This window comes from Rahnella sp. Larv3_ips (assembly GCF_003697865.1).
GTDB classification, from domain to species: Bacteria; Pseudomonadota; Gammaproteobacteria; order Enterobacterales; family Enterobacteriaceae; genus Rahnella; species Rahnella rivi.
This window is the reverse complement of record NZ_MJIB01000005.1, coordinates 209,363-234,924: the sequence shown is the minus strand read 5'-3', so window position 1 is coordinate 234,924 and position 25,562 is coordinate 209,363. Positions and strand designations below refer to the sequence as shown.

Annotated in this window: 22 protein-coding genes; 7 read left to right on the top strand and 15 right to left on the bottom strand. The window is 54.3% G+C overall.

Annotated elements, in window-relative coordinates:
- Window positions 1–60: 60 nt before the first annotated feature.
- Genes ED901_RS09800 through ED901_RS09790 form a run of 3 tightly spaced genes read right to left on the bottom strand, consistent with a single transcriptional unit; the run spans window position 61 to window position 3,733 of the window.
- Window positions 61–1,464 carry a cytochrome c gene (locus tag ED901_RS09800; protein ID WP_122095789.1) on the bottom strand — a complete coding sequence of 468 codons (1,404 nt, stop codon included), beginning with the start codon at window positions 1,462–1,464 and terminating at the stop codon, window positions 61–63.
- Window positions 1,461–3,116: a GMC family oxidoreductase gene (locus ED901_RS09795; protein ID WP_122095788.1), complete on the bottom strand. Its 1,656-nt coding sequence runs from the start codon at window positions 3,114–3,116 to the stop codon at window positions 1,461–1,463. The genes ED901_RS09800 and ED901_RS09795 overlap by 4 nt, the downstream gene beginning before the upstream one ends.
- Complete coding sequence (locus ED901_RS09790) at window positions 3,116–3,733, bottom strand: sorbitol dehydrogenase family protein (protein ID WP_122095787.1); 618 nt, start codon at window positions 3,731–3,733, stop codon at window positions 3,116–3,118. The genes ED901_RS09795 and ED901_RS09790 overlap by 1 nt, the downstream gene beginning before the upstream one ends.
- 646 nt (window positions 3,734–4,379) lie before the next feature.
- On the opposite strand from ED901_RS09790, the gene ED901_RS09785 reads away from it, so the two are divergent.
- Complete coding sequence (locus ED901_RS09785; RefSeq protein WP_056778487.1) at window positions 4,380–4,724, top strand: YejG family protein; 345 nt, start codon at window positions 4,380–4,382, stop codon at window positions 4,722–4,724.
- A gap of 65 nt (window positions 4,725–4,789) precedes the next feature.
- On the opposite strand, the gene yejF is transcribed toward ED901_RS09785, so the two are convergent.
- The 8 genes from yejF to ED901_RS09745 form a co-directional block, all read right to left on the bottom strand.
- On the bottom strand, window positions 4,790–6,403 hold the full coding sequence (yejF, locus tag ED901_RS09780; RefSeq protein WP_122095786.1) for a microcin C ABC transporter ATP-binding protein YejF: 1,614 nt from the start codon (window positions 6,401–6,403) through the stop codon (window positions 4,790–4,792).
- A 1-nt stretch (window position 6,404) separates the two neighbouring features.
- Window positions 6,405–7,445 carry an ABC transporter permease gene (locus ED901_RS09775; RefSeq protein WP_122095785.1) on the bottom strand — a complete coding sequence of 347 codons (1,041 nt, stop codon included), beginning with the start codon at window positions 7,443–7,445 and terminating at the stop codon, window positions 6,405–6,407.
- Complete coding sequence (gene yejB, locus ED901_RS09770; RefSeq protein ID WP_122095784.1) at window positions 7,445–8,539, bottom strand: microcin C ABC transporter permease YejB; 1,095 nt, start codon at window positions 8,537–8,539, stop codon at window positions 7,445–7,447. Before yejB ends, ED901_RS09775 begins: the two co-directional genes overlap by 1 nt.
- Window positions 8,540–8,549: 10 nt before the next feature.
- A complete protein-coding gene (locus ED901_RS09765; protein ID WP_056778501.1) occupies window positions 8,550–10,355 on the bottom strand; it encodes an extracellular solute-binding protein in 1,806 nt (601 codons plus the stop codon).
- A gap of 196 nt (window positions 10,356–10,551) precedes the next feature.
- A complete protein-coding gene (locus ED901_RS09760; RefSeq protein ID WP_240993907.1) occupies window positions 10,552–12,135 on the bottom strand; it encodes a cyclic di-GMP phosphodiesterase in 1,584 nt (527 codons plus the stop codon).
- A gap of 164 nt (window positions 12,136–12,299) precedes the next feature.
- A complete protein-coding gene (gene mepS, locus ED901_RS09755) occupies window positions 12,300–12,875 on the bottom strand; it encodes a bifunctional murein DD-endopeptidase/murein LD-carboxypeptidase (protein ID WP_056778505.1) in 576 nt (191 codons plus the stop codon).
- A gap of 428 nt (window positions 12,876–13,303) precedes the next feature.
- Window positions 13,304–14,017, bottom strand: coding sequence for a phosphatase PAP2 family protein (locus ED901_RS09750; protein WP_122095783.1), 714 nt, complete (start codon window positions 14,015–14,017; stop codon window positions 13,304–13,306).
- Between the two features lie 51 nt (window positions 14,018–14,068).
- A complete protein-coding gene (locus ED901_RS09745) occupies window positions 14,069–15,052 on the bottom strand; it encodes a GTP-binding protein (RefSeq protein ID WP_122095782.1) in 984 nt (327 codons plus the stop codon).
- Between the two features lie 215 nt (window positions 15,053–15,267).
- Here ED901_RS09745 and ED901_RS09740 point away from each other — a divergent pair, with 215 nt between their 5' ends.
- Window positions 15,268–15,576 (top strand): hypothetical protein, encoded by a 309-nt coding sequence (locus ED901_RS09740; RefSeq protein ID WP_122096107.1) that lies wholly within the window; start codon window positions 15,268–15,270, stop codon window positions 15,574–15,576.
- 240 nt (window positions 15,577–15,816) lie between these two features.
- Window positions 15,817–16,548, top strand: a complete 732-nt coding sequence (locus ED901_RS09735; protein ID WP_056778516.1) for a GntR family transcriptional regulator — start codon at window positions 15,817–15,819, stop codon at window positions 16,546–16,548.
- 59 nt (window positions 16,549–16,607) lie between these two features.
- Here the strand turns inward: ED901_RS09735 and ED901_RS09730 are convergent, their stop codons facing one another.
- Window positions 16,608–18,077, bottom strand: coding sequence for a mannitol dehydrogenase family protein (locus tag ED901_RS09730; RefSeq protein ID WP_122095781.1), 1,470 nt, complete (start codon window positions 18,075–18,077; stop codon window positions 16,608–16,610).
- A 284-nt stretch (window positions 18,078–18,361) separates the two neighbouring features.
- Complete coding sequence (yeiP, locus tag ED901_RS09725; RefSeq protein WP_056778524.1) at window positions 18,362–18,934, bottom strand: elongation factor P-like protein YeiP; 573 nt, start codon at window positions 18,932–18,934, stop codon at window positions 18,362–18,364.
- 245 nt (window positions 18,935–19,179) lie between these two features.
- Between yeiP and ED901_RS09720 the strand changes: the two genes are divergently transcribed.
- Entirely contained in the window at window positions 19,180–19,434 is a 255-nt protein-coding gene (locus ED901_RS09720) for a YkgJ family cysteine cluster protein (protein WP_056778527.1), read from the top strand.
- A gap of 9 nt (window positions 19,435–19,443) precedes the next feature.
- Here ED901_RS09720 and ED901_RS09715 read toward each other — a convergent pair whose 3' ends face one another.
- Complete coding sequence (locus ED901_RS09715; protein ID WP_122095780.1) at window positions 19,444–20,658, bottom strand: sugar efflux transporter; 1,215 nt, start codon at window positions 20,656–20,658, stop codon at window positions 19,444–19,446.
- 474 nt (window positions 20,659–21,132) lie between these two features.
- Here ED901_RS09715 and fruB point away from each other — a divergent pair, with 474 nt between their 5' ends.
- Genes fruB through fruA form a run of 3 tightly spaced genes read left to right on the top strand, consistent with a single transcriptional unit; the run spans window position 21,133 to window position 24,914 of the window.
- Window positions 21,133–22,263: a fused PTS fructose transporter subunit IIA/HPr protein gene (gene fruB / locus ED901_RS09710; protein ID WP_056778532.1), complete on the top strand. Its 1,131-nt coding sequence runs from the start codon at window positions 21,133–21,135 to the stop codon at window positions 22,261–22,263.
- Window positions 22,260–23,195: a 1-phosphofructokinase gene (fruK, locus tag ED901_RS09705; protein ID WP_056778537.1), complete on the top strand. Its 936-nt coding sequence runs from the start codon at window positions 22,260–22,262 to the stop codon at window positions 23,193–23,195. The genes fruB and fruK overlap by 4 nt, the downstream gene beginning before the upstream one ends.
- A 15-nt stretch (window positions 23,196–23,210) precedes the next feature.
- Complete coding sequence (gene fruA, locus ED901_RS09700) at window positions 23,211–24,914, top strand: PTS fructose transporter subunit IIBC (RefSeq protein WP_122095779.1); 1,704 nt, start codon at window positions 23,211–23,213, stop codon at window positions 24,912–24,914.
- On the opposite strand, the gene ED901_RS25095 is transcribed toward fruA, so the two are convergent.
- Entirely contained in the window at window positions 24,879–25,184 is a 306-nt protein-coding gene (locus ED901_RS25095; protein WP_162997850.1) for a hypothetical protein, read from the bottom strand. The two genes, fruA and ED901_RS25095, sit on opposite strands and share 36 nt — an antisense overlap.
- Window positions 25,185–25,562: the final 378 nt, after the last annotated feature.

Sequence of the window (25,562 nt, the reverse complement as noted above, 5' to 3'; positions counted from 1 at the left end):
GAATTTCTGACATAAAAAAACGGCCCTTAAGCAGGGCCGTTTTGCATTGCATTGAACGAATTACGCCGCTTTCGCTTTGCGTTTGCGTCCGAGCCAGAAAATCAGCACCAGCAGAATCACCACGCCTGCCACCATCGCCGGTGCCATGAACGGCTGGAGTTTTGCCAGCAATGTGACCGGCCCGCCGGCGCGTAACACCGCGACATCCTGCGCGTTAACCTGCACACCCGCGTTGCCGTAGTTCTTCAGCACGTAGTTGGAGATATCGGCAATCTGCTGATCGTCGAGCTGACCGACATACGAACCCACGCCAAATTTCGGCATCAGCACATGATGGTCGCCGACCTGGCGATCCACGCCGTACAGAATGGCGGAAATCAGGTTTGACGCGTTGCCCAGACCGGTAGCGGTGTTGTTGAACAGCGACGGGTACGCCTGATTCTTGCTGCCGGAGCCATCCGGCTGATGACAGCTGGAGCAATAACCACTGAACAAGGCCGCACCGTTATCGATGGTTTTGTTCGCGTTATAAGGATGCGCGCCGCGCAGGCCTTCTTCCACGTTTACCGGCTTACCGAAAGTATCCGCTGCCTGCGTATCCCGCGGGTCGCGCACCGGTGTGCTGTTTTTCAGGTAGAAGGCAATCGCGTTCAGATCCGTGTCAGACATGTATTGCAGGCTGTTTTGCACCGCTTCTGCCATGCCGCCTGCCGCCTGATTTTTCCCGGCGGTACGGCCGGTTTTCAGGTATTCCACCAGCTGAGCCTGCGACCAGTTGCCGATACCACTGACCGGATCAGAACTGATGTTCGGTGCATACCACGGGCCGACCATGCCGCCCGCCAGCGGTTTATCGGTCACTGAACCCATCATCAGGTTACGTGGCGTGTGGCAGGTATCACAGTGACCGGCGCCGTTGACCAGATACGCGCCGCGGTTCCATTGCTCGCTTTTCGACGGATCCGGCTTAAACGGCGTGCTGTCGAGATACATCATGTTCCAGCCCGCCATCGCAATACGCATGTTGAACGGGAACGGCAGGGCGGTTTCAGTATTCGGTTGCTCGACCGGCTTCACCCCTTGCAGGAAGTAGACATACAGCGCGTGCATGTCGGCATCGCTCATATGGCTGTAAGAGGTGTAAGGCATGGCCGGATACAGATTTGCACCATCCGGACGAACGCCTGCACGCACCGCGCGGGTAAACTGTTCTTCGGTGTAATTACCGATACCAAACTGCTTCGAAGGCGTGATGTTGGTGGTATAAATCGTGCCCATCGGCGAATGGATTTCATAGCCACCGGCAAACGGCTTACCGCCTTCCGGCGCGGTATGACAGGCCTGACAGTCAGCGGCGGTCGCCACTTCCTGACCCTGACGGATAAGTTCCGCCTGATTGTCCTGTGCCGCAGCGAATCCGCAAAACGAAGCACTTAACAGGCAGGCAACAAGGATTTTTCTCATGCTGCACCTGCCAGTTTTTTCGCCATGTCATCCGCCGCTTTCAGGCCCAGTGCGGCCATGGTCAGCGTACTGTTCACCACGCTGGAAGACGGGATCGCACCGCCGCCCGGCAACCACAGGTTAGCGTGGTCATGCGCCCGGCATTCACCGTTGACCACGGAATCCTTCGGATCGCTGCCCATGATGGTGCCGCCCATGATGTGGTTGTTGGCGTTCAGGCTGGTGGTGATGTTGAATTCTTCCGCCATAAACAGGGAACCGATGTGTTCCAGCTGCTTATGTGCGGCTTCGGCACCTTTACGCACGTAATCGCCGACGTCGTAATGAATGTCCGGGCACGGCAGACCGTGCGGATCTTTACGGGTGGTGCTCAGGGTCAGGCGGTTATTCGGATCCGGCAGCGGTTCCAGGCTGATGGACAAATCCACGCCAAAGATGGAACGGCGGCGGATCTCTTCATCCAGCTCTTTCCCCACCAGCCCCATCTGCAACGCTTTCGACGTCGCCGGGATCACGCGGCTGATATTGTTGAGGATCATTTTGTTGGCTGAATATTCTTTGCGGAAATCGCCATCGCGGGGGCCGACCAGGCAACTGCTCTGCGCCGGACCACGGCCAATCCACAGGGGTTCTTTGGCGATAAACGTACAGTGGAAACCGGAGTGATCCATCATGTTACGGCCAACGTGATCGGACGAGTTGGCAATCCCGTTCGGGTTCTTTTCGTTAGCCGCCATCAGCAGCAGACGCGGGGTTTCGATACCGTTGCAGGCCAGTGCGAACACCTTACCGGTGGCTTTATGCGATTTTTTGTCGCTGTCCAGCCAGTGAACGGCGGTCACATTGTTGTTTTCATCGGTGTCGATTTTGTAGACCACCGCTTCGGCCAGTACCACGGCACCTTTGTTTTCGGCGCGTTCCACGTGGGCAATACCGTTATACATGGCACCGATCGGGCAGATGGGCTGGCAGTTGTTGTTACCGCAACAGGTCGGGCGACCGTTCCACGGGCGGGTGCTGCGGCCCTGCGGGATCGGCACCGAACGGTAACCGTGCGGGTTCACGATTTCAGCGAAACGGGTATCGCCGTAACCGTAAGGCACCTGCTCCATCGGATAGGGTTTGCTGCGCTCGGAAGGGGACTGCAACGCCGGATCATTCGGGCCTGCTACGCCAATTTCTTCTTCTGCGCGGCAGTAATAAGGTTCGAGTTCATTATAGGAAATCGGCCAGTCGCGACCCACGCCGTATAACGTTTTCATTTTGAAATCGTTAGGAACGTGACGCCAGCAGGACGCCGCCCAGTGCCAGGTGGTGCCGCCGACGGTGCGCAGATAGCCTTGCTTGAAGCTGCCCGCGCTCGGGCCGGTCAGATGGACATAGTTATTTTCCGGGAAATAGAGCGGCGCGGGGGCGTTTTCTGACTGCGGGTAAAGTCCCTGGAAATCAGAACCGGCACGGTTGTCGAACGGCATGTTGCGCCAGTTCTCCACGGCCTGCGCACGTTCAATGCGCAGACCGGCTTCCAGCACCAGTACGGAATAGCCCTGGCTGACCAGCTGATCGGCAATCATACCGCCCACGACGCCGGAACCGACAACGATCACATCAGCAGACGCATCGCCGTCTGCGGTAAATTCGGGTTTTTTCATCAGGCTTTGCTCACATCAGCAGATTCAGAAATGTTGGTAAAACGGTCGGCGTTCATGGATTCAGGCATCGCGGCGTCAGGCGGCGCAGCGGTGAAGTACAGCGGACCGTTACCGCAGTAAGTCGGCACGATCAGGCCGTCGCTTACCGGGCGATACATCAGTGCATCTTTATAAGATATTAAAATGGAATCGGTACCATGACCGACTGTGCCGGTGTACCAGGCGGTGACGATCAGTGTCACCAGATCACCCAGGCCTTGTTGGCGGGCGGCTTCCTGCAAGGTTTTGGCGGATTGCCCCGGTTTGACCAGCGCATGCAGCTGAGTGACCTGCGCGGCGAAATCCGGATGCGAGCGGTGGAACGCGTTGAAAATCTGCGCGGAAGCACCTTCGCTGATATTTTTATGTTCTGTGATGGCCTGAGAGATCAGGTAGAACTGACCGAAAATAACCGGCGACGCGGTGGCCGTCTCTTTTTCAGCCAGGCTCAGGAACGGAAAGCCGAGCAGGGTGCTGGCAACCATTGCGGAGGTTAAACCTTTCAGCAGTTGACGACGACTGAAACCGGTTCCATTGGCAGTGACATTGCTTTCCATGATTGAAGGATCGTTTTCCATCTCATTTCTCGCTGGGTTGGGTGTGAGCCAAATGACTCAGGAATGCGTAATAAAATGACTTTTAGTGATATTTATCAGAAGGTTAAGGCGGGTGGCTTTCATCCTGACAGGCGATATCAGTAATAACGATGCGGATGATAAGCCAATAATAGGGGTTTTGTGCAAACAAATTGTGCGGATTTATTAACATTAGATCACGAATTTAACGTATTATGCGCCGCGCTGAAAGCTGTAACCAGATGGTTCATTTCACAATGAAATAGCTGACAGCCTCACACATTTTTTTACTGCGAACAACCTTTATGTGACTGATAAATAGTAAGTTAATCTGCCGCTTATTTTTAAGCAGTCACACCATATGTAAATTTTATGTAAACAAATAGAAGTTAAAAAGTAGCCACCAATGCTTAAAATGGTTGTTAAATAAGGCGAAAAAGGTTACAAAGAAGCCAAAATGAGATCTGGCTCCCACAAACGTCGGGAGCAGACAAAACAAGGCTACTGTCAGCTGGCTGGCTTTTGATTACGTTAATTTAATGTTAATGATTTGAGCATTAATTGGGCAAAGCGGCGTCTGTCGTCTATAACTGGTATAGATGTTACGCATTTGCTGGTGAAGTGTATAAATCATTATCTGGGGAATCCCGTGAATAATATCCAACTTTCGGTAGTACACCGTTTGCCGCAAAGTTATCGCTGGATGTCAGGTTTTGCCGGTATCAAAGTTGAACCGATTCCGCTGCCTGGCAACGATGAAGATAACAATCTGATTGGCCTGAAATTGCTCAGTCATGAAGGTGAGTTTGCCTGGCAGGTGATGCACCAGCTGACTAATGCGCTGGAAGATATTCAGGTGAAAGCCGCGATCGTTGAAATCGACGGTGAGCCTTGTCTGTTCGTGCATCGCGAAGATGAAAGCGCCACGCTCTGCTGCCTGAAAAATATTGGCGCGGCCATCGCCGAATCGATTACCGCACTCTATCCGTTCTGACCGCCTGACGTGTTCCCCTGTCAGGCGCGTCGTCCCGCCCGTTCGCTATTCATAGCGTAAGCGCTTCACACCACCGGCGTATCAAACGCATCCGATGCGGCCAGCAACTCCCGCGTATAAGCGTGCTGCGGTGCGTTGAAAATCTGCTCACAGTCTCCCTGTTCCACCACTTCCCCATTCTGTAACACCATCAGCTGATGACAGAGTGCGCGCACGACGTGCAAATCATGGCTGATGAACAGATAGGTCAGGCCGCGACGCTGTTGCAGCTCGCTGAGGATCGCCAGGATCTGCGCCTGCACCGATTTATCCAGCGACGACGTAGGCTCATCCAGAATCAGCATTTCCGGCTGTAAAATCAGGGCGCGGGCGATGGCGATGCGCTGACGCTGGCCGCCGGAGAATTCAGTCGGGTAACGGTGACGGGATTGCGGATCCAGCCCCACGTCTTCCATGGCGCGGATCACCTCTTTTTCACGCTCTCCGGCGCTCACTTTTCGGTGTACCAGCAGGCCTTCGGCAATGATTTGCCCGACGGTAAAACGCGGGTTCAGCGCCGAAAAGGGATCCTGAAACACCACCTGGATCCGGCTGCGAAAGGGCAGCATTTGCTGACGCGAAAAAGTATGCAGCGGCTGCCCGTCGAACCAGATTTCACCCTGTGACTTCAGCAGGCGCAGCAGCGCCAGCCCGGTGGTGCTTTTCCCTGAACCGGATTCGCCCACCACGCCGAGACTTTCCCCGCGACGAAGACGGAAACTGACCTGATTCACGGCATGTTTGATGCTCACTGTGCGGCGCAGCAGACCGCGTTTGACCGGAAATCCAACCGCAAGATTTTTCACCTCCAGCAGAACCGGCTGCTCGCCCGTCAGCGGCTGCGGGCGGCCCTGTGGCTCGGCCTGCAAAAGCTGGCGCGTGTACGGGTGCTGCGGCTGGCTGAACAGGCTGGCGCGCGGTTGCTGCTCCACCACGCGGCCATGCTGCATCACCGCGACGTTATCTGCCAGGCGGCGCACGATACGCAGATTGTGGGTAATAAACAGCATTGCCATGCCCATTTCCTGCTTCAGCTCATCGAGCAGCGATAAAATCTGCGCTTGCACCGACACGTCCAGCGCGGTAGTCGGTTCATCGGCAATCAGCAGTTTTGGCCGCGTCAGCACCGCCATCGCAATCATCACCCGCTGGCGCTCACCGCCGGAAAGCTGGTGAGGGAAATCTTTCAGGCGCGAGGCGGCCTGGCGGATACCCACCCGGTCAAGACAACGGACGATCTCGTTGCGTGCTGCTTCACCGCGCAACCCGCGATGCAACATCAGCACTTCGGAGAGCTGTTTTTCAAGGGTGTGCAGCGGGTTGAGCGACACCATCGGTTCCTGAAAGATCATCGAAATCTGGTTGCCGCGAATACTTCGCAGCGTACTTTCATCCGCGTGCAGTAAGGATTTTCCGGCAAACAGAATGTCCCCCTGCGGATACACCACCGGCGGCGAGGGCAACAGGCGCAGCACTGACAGCGCCGTGACACTTTTGCCGGAGCCCGATTCGCCCACCAGCGCCAGCGTTTCTCCGGCGCGGAGAGTCAGCGACACATCGCTCACCACTTCGCGCGCCTCACCGGCCTGACGAAAGGCCACGCTGAGATTTTTAATGTGTAAAAGAGGAGTGTCTGTCATCTCAGCGCGCCTCATGATGTTGTGCGGACGGATTAAAGGCGTCGCGAACCGCTTCACCAATGAAAATCAGCAGAGACAGCAACGAGGCCAGCACCACGAAGGCGCTGATGCCCAGCCACGGGGCCTGTAAGTTGTTTTTGCCTTCCATCAGTAACGTGCCGAGAGAGGGCGAACCGAGCGGCAGGCCAAAACCGAGGAAATCCAGTGAGGTCAGAGACGTTATCGACCCGCACAAAATAAATGGCAAATAGGTGAGGGTGGCGACCATCGCATTCGGCAGCATATGCCGCAGCATAATGGACCGGTCGCTGACGCCCATTGCCTGCGCCGCACGAATGTAGTCAAAATTTCGGGTGCGCAGGAATTCCGCACGCACCACGCTGACCAGCGCCATCCAGCCGAAGAGAATACTGATCAACAGCAGCCACCAGAAACTTGGCTGCACCACGCTTGCCAGAATGATGATCAGATAGAGCGTGGGCATGCCTGACCACACTTCGATAAAACGCTGGCCGAGCAAGTCAATCATGCCGCCGTAATAGCCTTGTACAGCGCCGGCCATGACCCCGATGACGGAGGTCAGCGCGGTCAGAAAAATGCCGAAGAACAGTGAAATCCGCAGGCCGTAAAGAATTTGCGCCAGCACATCGTGCCCGTTGCTGTCCGTGCCCAGCCAGTTTTCTGCCGAGGGCGGGGAAGGGAAGGGCTGTGTGGTGGCAAAATTAATCGACTTAAAACTGCTGCGGATCGGTGCCCAAAGCACCCAGCCGTGATCGTCGAGCTGTTTAAGCACGAACGGATCCTGATAATCGGTCGGTGTTTCCAGTTCGCCGCCAAAGGTGGTTTCGCTGTAGTTAATCATGAAAGGCACATACCAGTGCCCCTGATAGCGCGCCAGCAGCGGTTTGTCGTTGGCCAGTACGTCAGAAAGCAGGGCCAGCGTGAACACCACCAGAAAAATCCACAATGACCAGAAACCGCGGCGGTTCTGACGAAAACGCGCCCAGCGCGCCTGGTTCACCGTGCTTAAATGACGTGGCATCAGTGGCGGCCCTCAAAGTCGATACGCGGGTCAACCAGCGTGTAGGTCAGATCGCTGATGATGTTCAGCAGCAGCCCGATCAGCGTGAAAATATAAAGCGTGCCGAACATCACCGGGAAATCGCGCTGGACGATGGCGTCATAGCCCAGCAGCCCTAACCCCTGCAATGAGAAAATCACTTCAATCATCAGGGAACTGGTGAAGAACATGGTGATGAAAATGGCCGGAAAACCGGCGATCACCAGCAGCATCGCGTTGCGAAACACATGGCGGTACAGGATCTGCTTCTCGTTCAGCCCCTTGGCGCGGGCGGTCACCACATACTGTTTACCGACTTCATCCATAAAGGAGTTTTTGGTCAGCATGGTCAGGGTGGCAAATCCGCCAATCACCGTCGCCACCACCGGCAGCGTGATATGCCACAGGTAATCGGTGACTTTGCCGTACCAGGGCAGGGTATCGAAATTCGGCGAGGTCAGACCGCGCAGCGGGAACCAGTCGAGGTAGCTGCCGCCGGTGAACAGCACAATCAGCAGAATGGCAAACAGGAACGAGGGAACGGCGTAACCGATAATAATCAGTGAACTGCTCCAGGTATCGAACTTCGTGCCGTTGCGCACCGCTTTACGAATACCCAGAGGAATCGACACCATATAGATAATCAGCGTGCTCCATAAGCCAATGCTGACGGAGACCGGCAGCGCGCCTTTCACCAGCCCCATGACCGAGGAGCCACGGAACAGGCTGTCGCCGAAATCAAAGCGCACGTAATTTGCAAGCATCTCGAAGTAGCGCACATGCAGCGGCTTATCAAAACCGAAACGCCGGGTGATTTCAGCGATGACTTCAGGATCCAGCCCGCGCGCGCCACGGTACTGGCCTTCGCCAAACTGCGCGACGCCCGGCGAGGCTTTGCCATTACCGGTGTCTCCGCTTGCACCGGGAAGCCCGCCGGAATGCCCCATCTCAATGGCGGCAATCGCCTGATCAACCGGGCCACCGGGCGCAATCTGCACGATGAAGAAGTTGATGGTAATGATCGCCCACAGCGTCGGGATCATCAGGAGTAGTCGTCTTAACAGATAGGCGGCCACAGCAGGCTCCTCAGCGGCGTTGCGCAGGTAAACGGGCTGCGCGGTTAACGTCGTACCACCAGGTATCGAGCTCCATTCCGTTGGACGGGGTGATGGCTGGCATTGAGAATTTATCCCAGTACGCATAACGCTCGTGATGGGTGTACCACATCGGGATCATCAGCATATTCCAGGTGAGTACGCGGTCCAGCGCATGGCCCAGCGACAGCAGTGCCTCGGGTTTGCCCTGGTTGGCGGCGATTTCATCGGTCAGTTTGTCGATAGCCGGATCGCTGACGCCAGACTTGTTGTAGGTCGAATCCAGGAACCGGGTATTCCAGTAAAGTTGCAGATCGCTGCTCGGGTACGACGTGGCGGGATAAACGGTCGGCAGCATGTCGTAATCACGCTGGCGCATACGGCGCACGAACTGCGAGTTATCCACTTCACGGATCGACATCTGAATGCCCAGCCGCTGTAAATTATGCTGGAAGGGCAAGACGTATTGCGCGTTCCCGCCAGCCGGAAGCAGTAACTCAAACGTCAACGGCTTGCCGGTTTTGCTGTTGACCAGCACCTGATTTTTCACTTCCCAGCCCGCCTCTTTAAGCAGCGCGGTGGCTTTGAGCAGGTTGGTGCGGTCATTGCCGCTGCCGTCAGAACGCGGCGGCTGATACAAGGTGGTAAAGACTTCTGCGGGCACTTTATTTTTCAGCGGCCCGAGCCAGGCCAGTTCAGCCGAGTTCGGATAATCTTTGGCGGCATATTCGGTATTTTGAAAATAACTGTCCACCCGCTGATAGGCACCGAAATAGAGTGCCTTGTTCATCCAGTCAAAATCGAAAGCGAGCGTGATCGCTTCGCGCACTTTGCGGTCAGCAAATTGCGGGCGATGAATGTTGAACGCCAGCCAGCGCGTATCCTGTGCCGCCTGATTTTCCTCATCGGCTTTGACGATAAAGTTTTTGCTGAAATTGCCGCCCTGATATTGCGTCGCCCAGTTTTTCGGCGAGCTTTCCATGCGAAAATCAAACGCACCGGATTTAAAGGCTTCCAGCGCCACGTTGTCGTCGAGGTAATAGTCGTAGCGGATGGTGTCGAAATTATAGCGGCCACGGTTGACCGGCAAATTGGCCGCCCAGTAGTCCGGCACGCGGGAATAAGTGATGTACTGCCCGAGTTTGTAATCGCTGATGCGGTAAGGCCCGCTGCCCAGCGGCGGGGTATTCAATGGCTGGTTGAATTTGTGTTTTTCCCAGAATGCCTGCGGCAGGATCGGTAAACCGAGCAGGCCGAGCATCATGTCTTTATCCGGCTTTGGCAGTACGATGCGCACGGTCAAACGCGAAATGGCTTTCACCTCGACGCCTTTATACACCACGCGGAACTGCGGCACGCCCTCGGTCATGAATTTCGTAAAAGAGAAGGCGACGTCGCTGGCGGTGATCGGCGTGTTGTCGTTAAAACGGGCGCGCGGGTTGATATCCACTTCGACCCAGCGGTACTCGCTGTCGTAGCGGGCGGAGTCGGCGATCAGCGGGTAATAGCTGCCGATTTCATCGCTGGAGGTGGTGAACAGGCTGTCATAGAGAGAGCCGCTGCGTATGGCCGGGTTGCCGCGTGAGGCGAAACGGTTGAAGTTATCGTAGGTGCCGATGGCGGCGAGCGTGATTTGTCCACCCTTAGGTGCAGCGGAATTGACGTAATCAAAACTGCTGAAGTTGGACACGTATTTGGGTTCGCCCAGAATCGCGAACGCATAACTGTCCTGAATAACTTCAGCCTGAGCACCGAGGCTCAGCAGGCATAACGCTGCGGCAAAAACGCGAGATAACATCCTGAATCTGCACTCCTGTGATGACAACAGCAAGATGCGGCTTACGCGCGGGCTGTCGTTCAGTGATGATCAATGAATGGCTAAGGCCTTGTAACGCGCCAGTTTTTGGCACTTTCCCTGATTTCGGCCTTTTTATCATATTCAGCGACAGACGCCTAAAAGAAAAATAATGCGGCAGACCGCCAGCGGTGGCGGTTCAGATGTGATAACAGGCTTCTTTTTCATTGAAGTCACGGGTAAACGCCAGAAGCGCGGTGACACTCAGCGGTTTGCTGTACAAAAAACCCTGCAAATAGGTCACGCCGTGGTTTCTCAGATACTCAGCCTGCTGGTGGGTTTCCACGCCTTCGGCCACCGTTTTGAGTTTCAGTTCCTCAGTCAGCCTGAGCACGGTATCAAGTACCGGTGCAATCAGGGTCTTTTGATCAATCGACATGACAAAACCCCGGTCGATTTTAAGGTAGTCGAGGGTGAATTTTTCCAGATAGATCAGGGCGCTGTGGCCGGTGCCGAAATCATCAATGGCGATTTCAATCTTATGGCGGCGCAGCCAGTTGAACTCGCGCATCGCCCCTTCGGTATCAATCATTCCCCGCTCAGTGATTTCAAACACAACCTGAAATGCATTTTCCGGCAGAGCCTCAATGAAGTTTAAAACGTCATCATGAAAACTGACTTTATTCATGTGGTGCGGGGAAATATTGATGCTCAGCTTGGCTTTATCCGCAAACGCGCGCGCCAGTTCGCGGGCATCAGCGGCGACCAGCATCATCATATGTTGGGTCAGCGGGACAATAAGCCCCTGAGTTTCCGCATAGCTGATGAACATGTCAGGAGGAATGCGGCCTTCGACCGGATGCTGCCAGCGCAGCAGGGCCTCGACTCCGGTGACTTTCATGCTGCGGGCTTCCACCACCGGCTGATACTCAACAAAGAATTCTTTGTTTTTCAGCCCGCGCAGGATCTCTCTTTCAACGTTATGGCGGATAAGCAGGCTGTGATAAATCAGCACGTACACCAGTATGCTCAGCAGCAGACCGCCGAGCAGCGTAAAGCGGATGTTGTCGCCCGTCAGGGAAGGGGAGTAGAGGCGGATAGTAAAAGGGTAATCGCCCCCCTGTATCTGCGTGAAATGGCTGGTCGGCAGCTGGCTGACCGGTATCAGCCCCTCCTGGGAGGACACCAGCGCCACATCGCCGACCAGCAGGGCAAATCCGCGATAACCCGAACCAGGTTGGGCAAAAAGCATATAAGGCGACAGCGTCAGTTCCAGCGTGGCGATCACCCCGTCATCAAATGACCCCGCATTACGCTGCCAGACAATGATCACCGGACGGTTGGGCACCGCAGGCGTGCCCATTTGCAGGCTGACGGCCATCGGTTTGGTGAAATCAATGCCATGCAGCGTGGAATTGGCCGGAACGTGCTGGTTTCCCGAGGCTGACGAACAATACACCATGCCGTCGCGCACCAGCTGAAAATCGCGCACACCGATACTGAAAGCGGCATCCCGGTTAATTTCGCTGGCAACCGACGCGCAGCTTTCGGTCGTCAGTAAACCCACCCGGCGCATGGTATCGGTGAGCTGATGAAAATAGCGGTTGCTGAATTGCCCGGTTCTTTTGGCAATCTCATTTTGTTCGAGGGAGTTGTTGGCTTTAATGACGCTTAATGTGATGAGGGTAAATAAGATAAAAAATATCACGGAGAAAAAAAGACTTTTTTTCAAATAACGGCGTTTGGGTAATACGCTGTGCGTAAGCGCCGCTTTTAACCCCATATGAGAAGCCCTTTTTTTGACTGATGAAATCAAAGTATAACGTAGCCAAAAAAACAGCAGCTTTTTATTACCGGTTATTCCAGACATAAAAAAACGCCATCCGGAGATGACGTTTTTTTATTCGCTTGGCATAGAACAACAAGAGCTAAATCATGGGGTAACGGTTAACCGTTAGCCAAAACGCGTCTTGCTTCACGATAACGTGTATTCCAGTAAGTCTCTTTCAGATTGGAAATCATCACACCATTGCTGGTTGATGCATGTACAAACTGATCGTTACCTAAATAAATACCGACGTGACGGCCTGTCGAACCTGCGCGGAACAGAACCAGATCACCCGGACGCAGTTTCGTGCGCTGGATTTTCTTGCCTTTCTCTTCCTGTTCATAGGTAGAACGAGGTAAATCCATACCAAATTGTTCGCGGAATGTTACCTGGACGAAAGCTGAGCAATCGATACCACGCTTGCTGTCACCACCTAACCGATAACGAACGCCTTTCCAGTCAGCATACTGATCCATGATTTTGGATTTTACGTTGACGCTGCGAACCATTGCTTCGAATTCATCCTGAGAGGCTTGCAGTAGAAGACCGTCTTTGTCATTTACTGCACGCATATCAGTTTGCGCGTTTTCTGTGTTCGAAGAATGTGTACCACTACACGCAGTGAGAATAATTGCTGCGCCAATCGCGGGAATTATCCGCGTGATATATCTCAGAAAAGGTTGAGACTTGACCATTATTGTTGTTATCCCTTGCTGTCCTTAACGATGTAATCGTTATTAAAATTGCCAAACGAAGCGAGACTACCCGCCGCGCACAGTCGGGACAAACACTGGAATGATAAAATGTGCGTCAGAGCACGTTTTTATCTTGAAACCCGGTGTTTTTGCCACATTTCTGTGCAGGCGAATTGGAGATTACCGTAATGAATAGGGGATTGCGAGAGGTATTATGAGATTTTTTATAAGAAATTGTGATGTAAGCTGATGTAAGTAAAGATGTAAAAAAGGATGGGTTATTTTTATGCTAATTTGGATTAAAACCGCATCACAAGCGGGTTGCACCGGCCTTTTTCAGCTAAGTATATCTGGGATTTGTCTTAAAAAATGGCCCGCCTGCCGTTCAGTTTCTGGCGAGCCATAATTAAATGATATGCATCAATGCATCACGGGTTTTTGCTAAGCATTTTATTACCGGGTAATTTTCTTTCCAGCCAGTTAATCAGCATGTCACTGGCAGGCGTCATCAGCCACCAGCTGGCCCCTACCAGCACGACGGACATCGAACCGACCGCAATATCGGTAAACCAGTGCGCACCAATCATCACGCGTGGCAACGAGAAAATAACGGTGATCAGCACGGCAACAGCGAAAGCGCCCTTGCTCAGATAGCGCAGCATAAAGCAGGAGAAAATGATCAGCATCATGCCGTGGTCACCGGGGAAGCTGTCCGCAGAGGCATCTTTGGTCGGAATGCCGGTCAGTTTACTCACACGGTTAACATCCGGGAAACTCAGTGACGGGCTTTTATGGCTCACCGGCAGCAAATGACCCAGCTGGTTAAGCACCACGGCGGTCAGCAGCATCACGAACCCGATGATCACCAGGCGGCGGCGCCCCCGGGTATCCTCTTTCAGGAAGAAGCACAGGTACAGGGCACCCATCGCCAGCAGCGAAATAACATCAAAGGCGCGGTTATTGGTTACCGCCACCAGATGCAGGAACCAATGGTCTGTTGCCAGGTGCTGATTGAAGAAGAAGAAAATCGACTTATCAATCGGGAACCAGAAACCATGATTTGCCGGCAGATAAAAGGATAAAAACAGTGCAACGCCTAATACGTTGAGTATCAGGATTGCGGGGATATTTCGGCGCCACATAAATGTTAACCTATACTTAGCAGGGTAATGAATAAATTAGTCAGCGTTAACTTAATCCTTACAACCTAAACGAACCTTCAACAAGAGTGATTGTAGTTCATTCCATTGCGCAACATCTCGTGTAATAAGCTCAATTCTGCTGTCTAACGGCGCCACCGGTTTCGTTTCAATATGCAGGTCGTCCCCCTGACGGTTTATCAGCAGTGTTCCTTCCTTTATGCGCATGATGCCTTTCACGCGATCTACCGGTACCTGACGCGCCCAGTCGAGTATGCCCGCGGTATCAAATTGTGTTTCGCCATCAAATATCCAGCCACAGCTGGTATAGCCGTCGGCCTGATTGAGCGCCCGGCGCCAGCGCTGGCTACCCGGCAGGCTCAGCGCTGCCAGCCCGCGTTGCGGGGCATGAGCATGATGATGTTTACCTTCCGGCAGTGTGACCTGATTCAGACGCGGCAAATCCAGCAGGGCAGGGTCGATGGCGCCCTGCGACGCAACCACCAGCTGACGCCCGCCGCCATGAGTGGCGAACCACGTTTCCAGCGCTTGTTTATCCTGCGCCTGCGCCACATCGGCTTTATTCGCGACGATCACGTCGGCGGCTGCCAGCTGGTCGCGGAAGTTTTCATTGTCGATCACCCGCTGATCGCTCAGCTGACGGGGATCCATCAGGCATAACGTGGCGTTAAGCGTGATCCAGTTGTTGTAAACCTCAGAGGTGAGCAGGGACAGGATTTGCTTCGGATGCCCAAGACCGGTCGGTTCGATCAACAGGCGATCAGGTTTCGCCTGCTGCAATAACATGTTTAACCCCACCTGCATCGGCAAACCGTTCACACAACACATGCATCCGCCGGGAATTTCTTTCAGCACGGCACCGCTGTCGGCGAGCAACGCGCCATCGATGCCAATCTCACCGAACTCATTCACCAGCACCGCCCATTTTTCACCTTCGGGTTTTTGAGCCAATAAATGGCGCAGCGTGGTGGTTTTACCGCTGCCGAGAAAGCCGGTAATCAGGTTAGTTTTGGTCATGACTGCATCCCTCTGTAAAAAAATTCACCGGACAATGTGCAATGTGCGTTAAAGAAAATCCAGCATTGTGCCGATTATTGTTCAGTACCGCGTAATTCTGATGGCTTTTCCTCCGATATTTTCGTTTGCGTAGTGCGAAATCGGTTAGATGTATTAATGTTAAATTGAAGTTACGCAATGATTAAAAAAACCAATTTACAGATGAGGGTATGACCATGAACAGCATCAAATGGACACTGTTTTTGGGATTGTTAGCCTCAGGGATGATGCAGTTTGCCAGCGCCGGAAGTACCGGCAAGATTAACTTCTACGGTGCCATTGTCGATGGCGGATGCAGCTTTACGACCGGTGATCAAAAGGTTACCAGCAAATGTGACCGTGGCGGGAAGACCGTCAGTCAGGTCCGCACTCTGGATGCGACACAACCCCAGGCGTATACGTTGCCGCTGTCTCTGGGCCATGTGAGTACCGAGCACATTAAAAATGATCCCCGTCTGACTCTCATGACGGTGACCTACAACTGAAAGTTAAGTTTTACTTAATAATTCCGCTGCGCAACGTCCTGAGCCGCCGGTTTATCACACCGTTCTGGCCGGACACCCTGAAAACTGGCAGGCCCAATTTTGATCGGGCCGTCAGTTTTCAGTTCTCATTCTGTTCGCCTTATCCCCGCATGTTATAATTTTCCCTCTTAATTCAGGCATTCTGGCAGCGGCTTGCCGTCTTTTCAGATGTCAGACCAATTGTTCGACAGGGGCAAGATTATGCGACTTTATCAGGAGATTGGCGGCCATTTACGCCGTGATATCCATGCGGGGAAATATGCCCCCGGCGACCGTCTGCCGCCTGAACGCGAAATTGCTGAATCCTTCTCTGTCAGCCGCAGCGTGGTGCGGGAAGCGCTGATCATGCTGGAACTGGAAAAATGGGTGGAAGTGCGTAAGGGCTCCGGCGTGTATGTGCTGCATCCTGCTGAAAACAGCCCGACAGAGACGGCAGATACCGGTTACGGTCCCTTCGAACTGCTGCAGGCGCGGCAGTTGCTGGAGGGGGAAATTGCCGCTTTTGCCGCTATGCAGGCCACTAAAACCGATATTCTGCAAATGCGCGATGCCATTGATGCCCAGCGCGATTGTATTGAACGCGGCGTTTCAGATGATGTGGAAGATCAGCGTTTCCACGGCTTGCTGGCGCAGGCCTCGCAGAACAGCGTTCTGGTTAAACTGGTGGATGATTTGTGGCTGATCCGCCAGCGCAGCCCGATGTGGCTGGGTATTCATCAGCACGTTGTCGGCAAAACCCACAGCCAGCTCTGGTTGCAGGATCATCAGACCATTTTGCAGGCCGTGCTGCGCCGTGATCCGAAAGCGGCTAAGCAGGCGATGTGGCAGCATCTGGAAAACGTGAAAGATATGTTGTTGCAGGTGTCAGATGCGGATGACCCTGCATTTGATGGTTTCTTATTTTCCTCCGTTCCCTCCGAACTCAACGACTGAAGACCCGTCCGCATAAAAAACGGCTGCCGCAGCAGCCGTGGTTTTCTCTTCTTTTACGGTTAGCTGACGTACTTCGCCACGGCTTTTTTCGCGCCCACGCGTTGCAGATCGGCATAAGCCGCCAGAATTGCCTGCACCACTTTTTCTTCGTGCGGCAGTTGCTCGCCAAACACCGCATTCAGGGCCAGCAGGGCTTTCACGCGTTCTTCGCCGTCTGCGGTTGAGGCCACGATGCTGGCTAAGGTATCGGCCATCGGATCTTTAATCTCAATCGGCTGACCCGCATCATCCGTCCCGCTGATGTAACGCATCCAGCCCGCCACGCCCAGCGCCAGCAGTTCATAAGAACCGCCATTTTTAACATGCCAGCGGATAGAATCGAGCATACGTTGCGGAAGCTTCTGCGTACCGTCCATCGCGATTTGCCAGGTGCGGTGCTTGAGTGAAGGGTTGCTGTAACGTGCGATGAGGCTGTCCGCATAGGCGTTGAGATCGACACCTTCCACGCTCAGCGTTGGCGCCTGTTCTTTCAGCATCAGACGATGAGCAGCCGTCTTATAATGTTCATCTTCCATACAGTCGTTGATGTGCTGATAACCGGCCAGATAGCCCAGATAAGCCAGGAATGAGTGGCTGCCGTTCAGCATGCGCAGTTTCATCTGTTCGAAAGGCAGAACGTCGGACACCATCTGCGCACCGGCTTTTTCCCAGTCAGGACGACCGGCGACAAAGTCATCTTCCACAACCCACTGAATGAATGGCTCACAGGCGATTCCGCAGGGATCGGTGATGCCGCCCAGCGCTTCGGTGATCTCGTCGAGAGTCGTTTCGGTCGCGGCGGGAACGATGCGATCCACCATGGTGCTCGGGAAAGAGACGTTTGCAGTGATCCATTCCGCCAGCTCAGCGGAGCGTGCCTTCGCCATGCCCAGAACGGCATTTTTTACGACCAGACCGTTTTCCGGAATGTTATCGCAGCACAGAATCGTAAAGCCAGGCAGATTGCGCTCATGGCGCAGGCGTAACGCTTCAACCAGTACACCCGGCGCGGTACAGGGTGCCTGGCCGCCTGCCAGATCCTGCTGGATTTTCGGATTTTGCAGATCCAGTTCACCGGTGCCAGGCTCAATGCAATACCCTTTTTCGGTGATGGTCAGTGACACGATGGCCACCTGCGCTTCCGCCAGTTTTTCGATGACCGCTTCCAGCCCGTCAATGATGCCGTGCACCGAATCATGGGCGGAACCGACAACAATGGCCTGATTTCCCTCTGCACCTTTTTCCAGCACGGTGAACAGGTGATTTTGCTGACGCAGCGCGTTGATCAGGCTTTCATTGCCAAACAGGCTGATTTCACAGATGCCCCAGTCGCCGCCCTGTAAATTCAGCACCCGGTTGGTCAGCAGCGCCTGGTGGGCGCGGTGGAAGGCGCCAAATCCGAGGTGAACAATACGGCTTTTCAGCGCATCACGGTCGTAAGCAGGCAATGACACGGCTGCGGGCAGGGACGCTGTGGCAATAGTTTTCATGCAATACTCCAGGCAAGTCAGAAAATAAATAATTGGTCAGGCCAAATTGGGGCTGTTTACCCGTCAGTTCAATTTCATGCTGGATAAAGCGACGATTTAAGCCGAAATCAGGGCTTTGAGTGTAAAGTCATATGATAGAAAGGGGAATTGGTAAGTCCGGATGGCCTCTCGTTTTGTGAAGTAGATCGAGAGTCTGGAGCATTTAACGCAAAGTTTCAGCCAGGTCTGGCGCAATAAAAAAGGAACGCCGTGGCGTTCCTTTGAAGAGCAATGTGCAGGGATGATTAATCCGCGCGGCCCATATAGCGACGTTCGGCAATATGAATGCGGATTTTGTCGCCGGAGCTCAGGTATTCCGGCACCTGAATGTTCAGGCCGGTAGCCATCACGGCAGGTTTGGTTCTTGAGCTGGCGGAAGCCCCTTTAATACCCGGCGCGGTTTCTACAATTTCCAAATCCACGGTTTGCGGCATTTCCAGCGCCAGCAGCTGGCTGTCGAGGGTCAGAACCTGCATACCCTGCAAACCTTCTTCAGGGATAAACAGCAGTTCTTCTTCGATCTGCGCTTTGTTGAAGGTGTAAGGCGTGAAGTCTTCATCATCCATAAAGATGTATTCGTCGCCATCGACGTAAGAGAAGTTCACTTTACGGCGGGTCAGGGTGACGGTATCGAGAATGTCATCGCCTTTGAAACGCTCTTCCACTTTGCCACCGGTACGAACGTCGGAGAAACGCATTTTGTACAGGGTGCTGGCACCACGGGCGCTTGGGCTTTGAACATCGATATCTTTTACCAGCAGCAATTTGCCGTCGTAGTTCACAACGAAGCCGCGTTTAATTTCGTTAGCACGTGCCATATAAATACCTGTCGAGATAAAGGGGGAAATAATTTGCGACACGTTACCCGCGCCGCTGATTTCAGGCAAGCAGATAGCGCAAAAAGAGTCGTGAAAACCCGCATTATTGCGCATCTCTGTGGGGCAGCCAGCCGGTATCAAACTTGTTGGGTCAACAGTGTTAAAGAGTAGTAAATATTTCGCTGGTGGCGCATGAAAGCGCCTGCTATTGTCGCGCCTCAAAACCAGGCCTGAGGAGGCTGTTGATGGACTGTCGTACTGATTGCGGAGCCTGTTGCATAGCGCCTTCAATTTCCAGCCCGATCCCCGGAATGCCGGACGGCAAACCCGCCAACACGCGTTGCATTCATCTGGCGGATAACTTCCTGTGCAACATTTTTACGTCGCCGCTGCGCCCGAAAGTCTGCGCCAGTTTGCAGGCCAGCCGCGAGATGTGTTTTACCCATCGCGACCAGGCCCTGACCTACCTGATAAAGCTTGAAGCGGATACTGCGCCCTGAGCGGTGATATCAGCTTTTCGTTGCCACCGTTTCCGTGACCGGATCATCCACATTTTTCACATTCCAGATACACACCACCGATCCCACCACCATTGCCAGCGCGGCGTAAAACACGGCGTGATAGGTCCAGAACTGCGCAATCACACCCGCAAGCGACCCGGCGAGGATCCAGCCAGCGCGGGTAGAATTCGTAAACAGCGTGGTGGCCGCACCGGCCTGACCCGGCATCAAATCCTGAAAATAGAGCATGCCGATGCCGGCCAGAATGCCGATGAAAATCGCGTTCAGCAGCTGTAAAGCAATCAGCATCATGGCGCCGGTGGTAAACAGCAGGCATCCGTAGAAAATCACGCCGGCGATCACGGCGAGGCGCATCAGAAAACGTTTACCCAACTGCCTTGCCAGATAACCGGCAATCAGCATGGTGGGGATTTCCAGACACGCGGCGCTGCCCATCAGCACGCCCGCCAGTTTTTCCGGCAAACCTAATTCGCGCACCACATACAGCGGCATATTGATCAGATAAATGCTGTTGGCTGCCCACATCAGCGAGCAGGCGATGAATAACATCAGCGTGTCGCGGCGGTTGCGGCGCGGGGCTTCCAGCGTCGCGGAGGTCTTCACGCGCGCTTTTGGCATCGAAGGCAAAAAGACATACACCATCGCGCCACACACCAGAAACGCCAGCGTGGCTGCGCAGTACATGAAGGTAAAACCGAAACCCATCGACAACGCAAACGCCAGCGGCGGGCCAACCACCCATGCCAGAGAAACCTGTGCGCGCAGGATGGAGCTGAACATCACGGCTTCGCGGCCCGTTTTTTCCGCGTGTTCCCGTGCCAGCGCGAACATCTGCGGGTTGGCGGTGGAGCCAAAACTCGACAGCAATACCCCGATAAACAGCAGAATAAAGTAGTTACGGTTGAAGGCGAACAGCACGCAGGCCAGCGCGCCCAGCAGGCAGCAATAGAGGATCAGCGTTTTGCGGTCGCCGCGTTTATCCGACCAGGTGGCCAGCAGCTGGCTGACAAAAATGCCGATCACCGCGCTGCCGGTAAAAAAGATCCCGACCATGAAGGGGCTGACGTGCACCTGAGAGGTCAGAAACAGGCTGAGCGTAGGCGTCTGTAGCGCACCGGCAATGCCTGTCAGAAAGGCAATGATCAGGAATGCGGTCGAGGTCATGTCAGGCAAACGGCGGGCTGATGCTGTAGAAATTCGCATGTGTATAACTGAACCAGAAGTAGGGGGAGGGACGAAATTTGCGCGAATGTTACGTCAGTTTAAAAAAAACAAAAACAGGTTTTGATCATCAAAAATGTAAACCTGAGTGAATTTGCCATACTGAATAATAAAACCGCATTTTGTGTTAAAAATAACCGCAAGAGGGGCCCGGATGTCATGATCAAATACCGGTCAGCTCGCTTCAGCTTTGGGGCTTTTCGTCTGATGAAAAGCGCGTCAGCCTGACTTCAGCATTTGCGTTAAGTTATTCGCGCCAGGCGTTCTGAATAAAGGAAACTGTGCGTGGCATCAAAAAATCATCACGTAGAATCAGGGAATGCTTGCTTTAAAAACGAGCCCGATTAAGACTTCCTGAAACGTTTCAGCGTTACCGATTTCGACAACGTAATCTGGTGGCGCTCCTTTTTTCTCAGTAAAGCTGAAACGATTCAATTTCAGCAGGAGAGGAGAATTATGTTCCAACTGTCACAGCAAGATATTCACCTCGGTGCCGCAGCCAGCGATAAGCAGGACGCCATTCGCCAGGTCGCCGCAGCACTGACTCAGGCCGGTCGCGTCAGCGAAGGTTATGTCGACGGCATGTTAGCCCGTGAACTGCAAACTTCCACTTACCTCGGTAATGGCATTGCGATCCCTCATGGCACCACGGATACCCGTGATTTAGTGCTTGATACGGGTGTTCAGGTCTATCAGTTCCCGCAGGGTATTTCCTGGGGTGAAGACCAGACCGCCTACATCGTTATCGGCATCGCGGCGCGTTCTGATGAACACCTCAGCCTGCTGCGTCAGCTTACGCACGTATTAAGCGACGACAGCGTGGCTGAACGCATGGCGAAAACAGATTCAGCTGAAGAACTGCGCAGCCTGCTGATGGGCGAAAAGAATGCCGCTGAATTCCTGTTTGATACCCAACTGATCGCGGTGGATGTTGCTGCTGAAAACCTGATCACTCTGCAGGCGCTGAACGCTGGCCGTCTGCAACAGATTGGCGCGGTCGATACTGCCTTCGTCAGCGACGTCATCAGCCGTAAACCGCTGAACCTGGGTCAGGGCATCTGGCTGAGTGACAGCACGGAAGGCAACCTGAAAAGTGCTGCCACCCTCAGCCGCGCTCAGCAGGCGTTCGATCTGGACGGTGAAAAGGTGGCGATGCTGCTGACCATTTCCGTCGCCGACGATCAGCCGCTGAACCTGCTGAATTACCTGAGCGATCTGCTGATTGCCAACAAAGCTGAACGTCTGCTGACGGCAGACGCGGTAGGCGTGCTGGCATTGCTGACCAGCGAAGTGGCAGAAGAAGCCAACGTGCTGAGTGCGGAATACGTTATCCGTAACGAACACGGCCTGCATGCACGTCCGGGTACCGCCTTAGTCAACGTGATCAAGCAATTTACCAGCGAAATCACCGTGACCAACCTTGATGGCAGCGGTAAACCTGCCAACGGCCGCAGCCTGATGAAAGTCGTGGCGCTGGGCGTGAAAAAAGGTCACCACCTGCGCTTCACCGCCAGCGGTGAAGATGCCGAACTGGCACTGAAAACCATTGGTGAAGCTATTTCTGAAGGTCTTGGGGAGGGCGCATGAGCCGCAGAGTCGCCACAATTACCTTAAACCCGGCGTACGATTTAGTGGGCTATGTGCCTGAAATCGAACGCGGTGAAGTCAATCTGGTGCAAACCACCGGTCTGCATGCCGCAGGTAAAGGCATCAACGTAGCGAAAGTGCTGAAAGATCTGGGCATCGACGTCACCGTTGGCGGTTTCCTCGGCAAAGAAAACCAGGACGGCTTCCAGTTGCTGTTCAGCGATCTGGGTATTGCGAACCGTTTCCAGGTGGTCAATGGCCGGACCCGCATCAACGTTAAACTGACCGAAAAAGATGGCGAAGTCAGCGACTTCAACTTCTCTGGTTTTAACGTGACGCCAGCAGACTGGGAGCGTTTCGTGACCGACTCCCTCTCCTGGCTGGGTCAGTTCGACATGGTTGCCGTCAGCGGAAGTTTGCCAGCGGGCGTCGATCCTGATGCTTTCACCGACTGGATGAAGCGCCTGCGCGCCCAGTGCCCTTGTATCATCTTCGACAGCAGCCGTGAAGCGCTGGTCGCCGGTCTTAAAGCCGCGCCATGGCTGGTTAAGCCAAACCGTCGTGAACTGGAAATTTGGGCTGGCCGTAAATTGCCAGAACTGAGTGACGTGGTAGAAGCCGCGCACGCCTTACGTGACCAGGGTATCGCCCATGTGGTGATTTCTCTGGGTGCAGAAGGTGCCTTGTGGGTTAACGCGTCGGGTGCGTGGATTGCCAAACCGCCAGCCTGTGAAGTCGTCAGCACCGTCGGTGCCGGTGATTCCATGGTCGGTGGTCTGATCTACGGTTTACTGATGCGTGAATCCAGTGAACATACGCTACGACTGGCCACTGCCGTTGCCGCCCTGGCTGTCAGCCAGAGTAATGTCGGTGTCACCGATCGTCCGCAGCTCGCGGCGATGATGGCCCGTGTTGATCTGAAACCCTTTTAATTCGCAGGAGGCAGAATGAAAACGCTGCTGATGATAGACAGTTCGCTGGGACAGGCCCGGAGCCACCTGGCGAAAAATTTGCTCGCTGCTGCCGTCGCAAAAGCCGGGCACTCGTTGGTTGAACAGGCTGCTGAAGCTGACATCGTGATCGTGGCCGGTGAAACCGTGCCGAACGACGCGGCGCTGACCGGCAAAAACATTTACACCGGTAACGTGGCGGATGCGGTGCGTGAGCCTGATGCTTTTGTGCAACGCGCACTGGCTGAGGCAAAACCGTATGTGGCGCCTGCGGCCGTTGCTGCCGTTTCTGCACCGGCTGCGGCGGGTCCGAAACGTATCGTGGCGATCACGGCGTGCCCGACCGGCGTAGCGCATACCTTTATGGCTGCTGAAGCCATTGAATCCGAAGCCAAAAAACGGGGCTGGTGGGTGAAAGTGGAAACCCGCGGTTCCGTGGGCGCAGGCAATGCGATTACCCCGGAAGAAGTGGCAGCGGCCGATCTGGTGATTGTCGCGGCAGACATCGAAGTGGATCTGGCGAAGTTTGCCGGTAAACCGATGTACCGTACCTCTACCGGTCTGGCACTGAAAAAGACGAAGCAGGAACTGGACAAAGCGCTGGTTGAAGCTGAGCTGTTCCAGCCAGCCACTCAGGGCAGTGCGTCCACCAGCAAGAAGAAAGAAGCGGGCGGCGCAGGCCCATACCGTCACCTGTTGACCGGCGTGTCTTACATGCTGCCAATGGTGGTTGCGGGTGGTTTGTGTATCGCGCTTTCCTTCGTGTTTGGTATTAAAGCGTTTGAAGTCAAAGGCACGCTGGCGGCAGCACTGATGCAAATCGGTGGCGCTTCAGCCTTCGCGCTGATGGTGCCGGTTCTGGCCGGTTTCATTGCCTTCTCCATCGCTGACCGTCCGGGTCTGACACCGGGTCTTATCGGCGGCATGCTGGCGGTGAGCACCGGTGCCGGTTTCCTTGGCGGTATCATTGCCGGTTTCCTGGCGGGTTATGTGGCGAAGGCCATCAGCGGCAAGCTGAAATTACCGCAAAGTATGGAAGCCCTGAAACCAATCCTGATCATTCCGCTGGTGGCGAGTCTGATTACCGGTCTGGTGATGATTTACGTTGTCGGTACGCCGGTCGCTAAAATCATGGCGGGTCTGACGGCGTGGTTGCAATCTTTGGGTACTGCCAACGCAGTTCTGCTGGGCGCAATCCTTGGTGCGATGATGTGTACCGACATGGGTGGCCCGGTCAACAAAGCCGCTTACGCCTTCGGCGTGGCACTGCTGAGTTCATCCGTTTATGCACCTATGGCCGCCATCATGGCTGCCGGTATGGTGCCACCGCTGGCGATGGGTCTGGCAACGCTGCTGGCGCGTCATAAGTTTGAGCAAAGCGAGCGTGAAGGCGGTAAAGCGGCGCTGGTGTTGGGTCTGTGCTTTATTTCTGAAGGTGCGATTCCGTTCGCCGCCCGTGACCCGATGCGCGTCCTGCCATGCTGTATCGCTGGTGGCGCACTGACCGGTGCTCTGTCGATGGCATTCCATGCACAACTGATGGCGCCACACGGTGGTCTGTTCGTTCTGCTGATCCCAGGTGCTATCACACCGGTTCTCGGTTATCTGGTGGCGATTATCGCCGGTACGGTTCTGGCGGGCGGTGCTTACGCCATCCTGAAACGTTCAGAAGTTGCTGTAGCGGCTAAAACCGTCGCATAACATCAGATTGGGTAGTAAATGAAAAAGACGCGACGTGAAAATGTCGCGTCTTTTTTTTATTGCCTTGGCCGGGCAATGGAGCGGCGTTTTCTTAAATAGAGAACATTTCGGTTTCTCAATAGCGGTGCTCGCCTGGCTTTTCGCGCCGAAACTGAGCAGAGAGGAAAGTGCTTTTCCTCTCTGCACTCTCCTCGCTTTTTTTAAACGCGCGGTGGCGCTGGCCCGACGGGCATGCCGGTGGCGCTCAAGATTGCGTTGAACCGTGAACATTTCGGTTTCTCAATAGCGGTGCTCGCCTGGCTTTTCGCGCCGAAACCGAGCAGAGAGGAAAGTGCTTTTCCTCTCTGCACTCTCCTCGCTTTTTTTAAACCAGCGCTGCCGCTGGGTCGATGGACATGATCTGATACTCCCGAATGTGACGCAAAATCTAGCCGCTGCGCGGTTCCCTCCCCGCGGGATTCGAGCCCTGCGTCTCGAACCCCCGGTCGGCCAGATTTTTGAGCGCGCCATCCCACTATTTTTAAAGATAAAACCCAATCTGACCGCTTTTGATTTTTAAAAAATCAAAGTGAGTGAGGTGACGACCTAAAAATCCCCCAGCCGCGCTCAAAAATCACGCCGGAGGAGTGGTGGAAAACCGCGCGTTTT

Coding starts and splice junctions, on each gene's coding strand:
- ED901_RS09800 (WP_122095789.1), bottom strand. CDS start 1,464: ATGAGAAAAATCCTTGTTGCCTGCCTGTTAAGTGCTTCGTTTTGCGGA.
- ED901_RS09795 (WP_122095788.1), bottom strand. CDS start 3,116: ATGAAAAAACCCGAATTTACCGCAGACGGCGATGCGTCTGCTGATGTG.
- ED901_RS09790 (WP_122095787.1), bottom strand. CDS start 3,733: ATGGAAAACGATCCTTCAATCATGGAAAGCAATGTCACTGCCAATGGA.
- yejF (WP_122095786.1), bottom strand. CDS start 6,403: ATGACAGACACTCCTCTTTTACACATTAAAAATCTCAGCGTGGCCTTT.
- ED901_RS09775 (WP_122095785.1), bottom strand. CDS start 7,445: ATGCCACGTCATTTAAGCACGGTGAACCAGGCGCGCTGGGCGCGTTTT.
- ED901_RS09765 (WP_056778501.1), bottom strand. CDS start 10,355: ATGTTATCTCGCGTTTTTGCCGCAGCGTTATGCCTGCTGAGCCTCGGT.
- ED901_RS09760 (WP_240993907.1), bottom strand. CDS start 12,135: ATGGGGTTAAAAGCGGCGCTTACGCACAGCGTATTACCCAAACGCCGT.
- mepS (WP_056778505.1), bottom strand. CDS start 12,875: ATGGTCAAGTCTCAACCTTTTCTGAGATATATCACGCGGATAATTCCC.
- ED901_RS09750 (WP_122095783.1), bottom strand. CDS start 14,017: ATGTGGCGCCGAAATATCCCCGCAATCCTGATACTCAACGTATTAGGC.
- ED901_RS09745 (WP_122095782.1), bottom strand. CDS start 15,052: ATGACCAAAACTAACCTGATTACCGGCTTTCTCGGCAGCGGTAAAACC.
- ED901_RS09740 (WP_122096107.1), top strand. CDS start 15,268: ATGAACAGCATCAAATGGACACTGTTTTTGGGATTGTTAGCCTCAGGG.
- ED901_RS09735 (WP_056778516.1), top strand. CDS start 15,817: ATGCGACTTTATCAGGAGATTGGCGGCCATTTACGCCGTGATATCCAT.
- ED901_RS09730 (WP_122095781.1), bottom strand. CDS start 18,077: ATGAAAACTATTGCCACAGCGTCCCTGCCCGCAGCCGTGTCATTGCCT.
- yeiP (WP_056778524.1), bottom strand. CDS start 18,934: ATGGCACGTGCTAACGAAATTAAACGCGGCTTCGTTGTGAACTACGAC.
- ED901_RS09720 (WP_056778527.1), top strand. CDS start 19,180: ATGGACTGTCGTACTGATTGCGGAGCCTGTTGCATAGCGCCTTCAATT.
- ED901_RS09715 (WP_122095780.1), bottom strand. CDS start 20,658: ATGCGAATTTCTACAGCATCAGCCCGCCGTTTGCCTGACATGACCTCG.
- fruB (WP_056778532.1), top strand. CDS start 21,133: ATGTTCCAACTGTCACAGCAAGATATTCACCTCGGTGCCGCAGCCAGC.
- fruK (WP_056778537.1), top strand. CDS start 22,260: ATGAGCCGCAGAGTCGCCACAATTACCTTAAACCCGGCGTACGATTTA.
- fruA (WP_122095779.1), top strand. CDS start 23,211: ATGAAAACGCTGCTGATGATAGACAGTTCGCTGGGACAGGCCCGGAGC.
- ED901_RS25095 (WP_162997850.1), bottom strand. CDS start 25,184: ATGTTCACGGTTCAACGCAATCTTGAGCGCCACCGGCATGCCCGTCGG.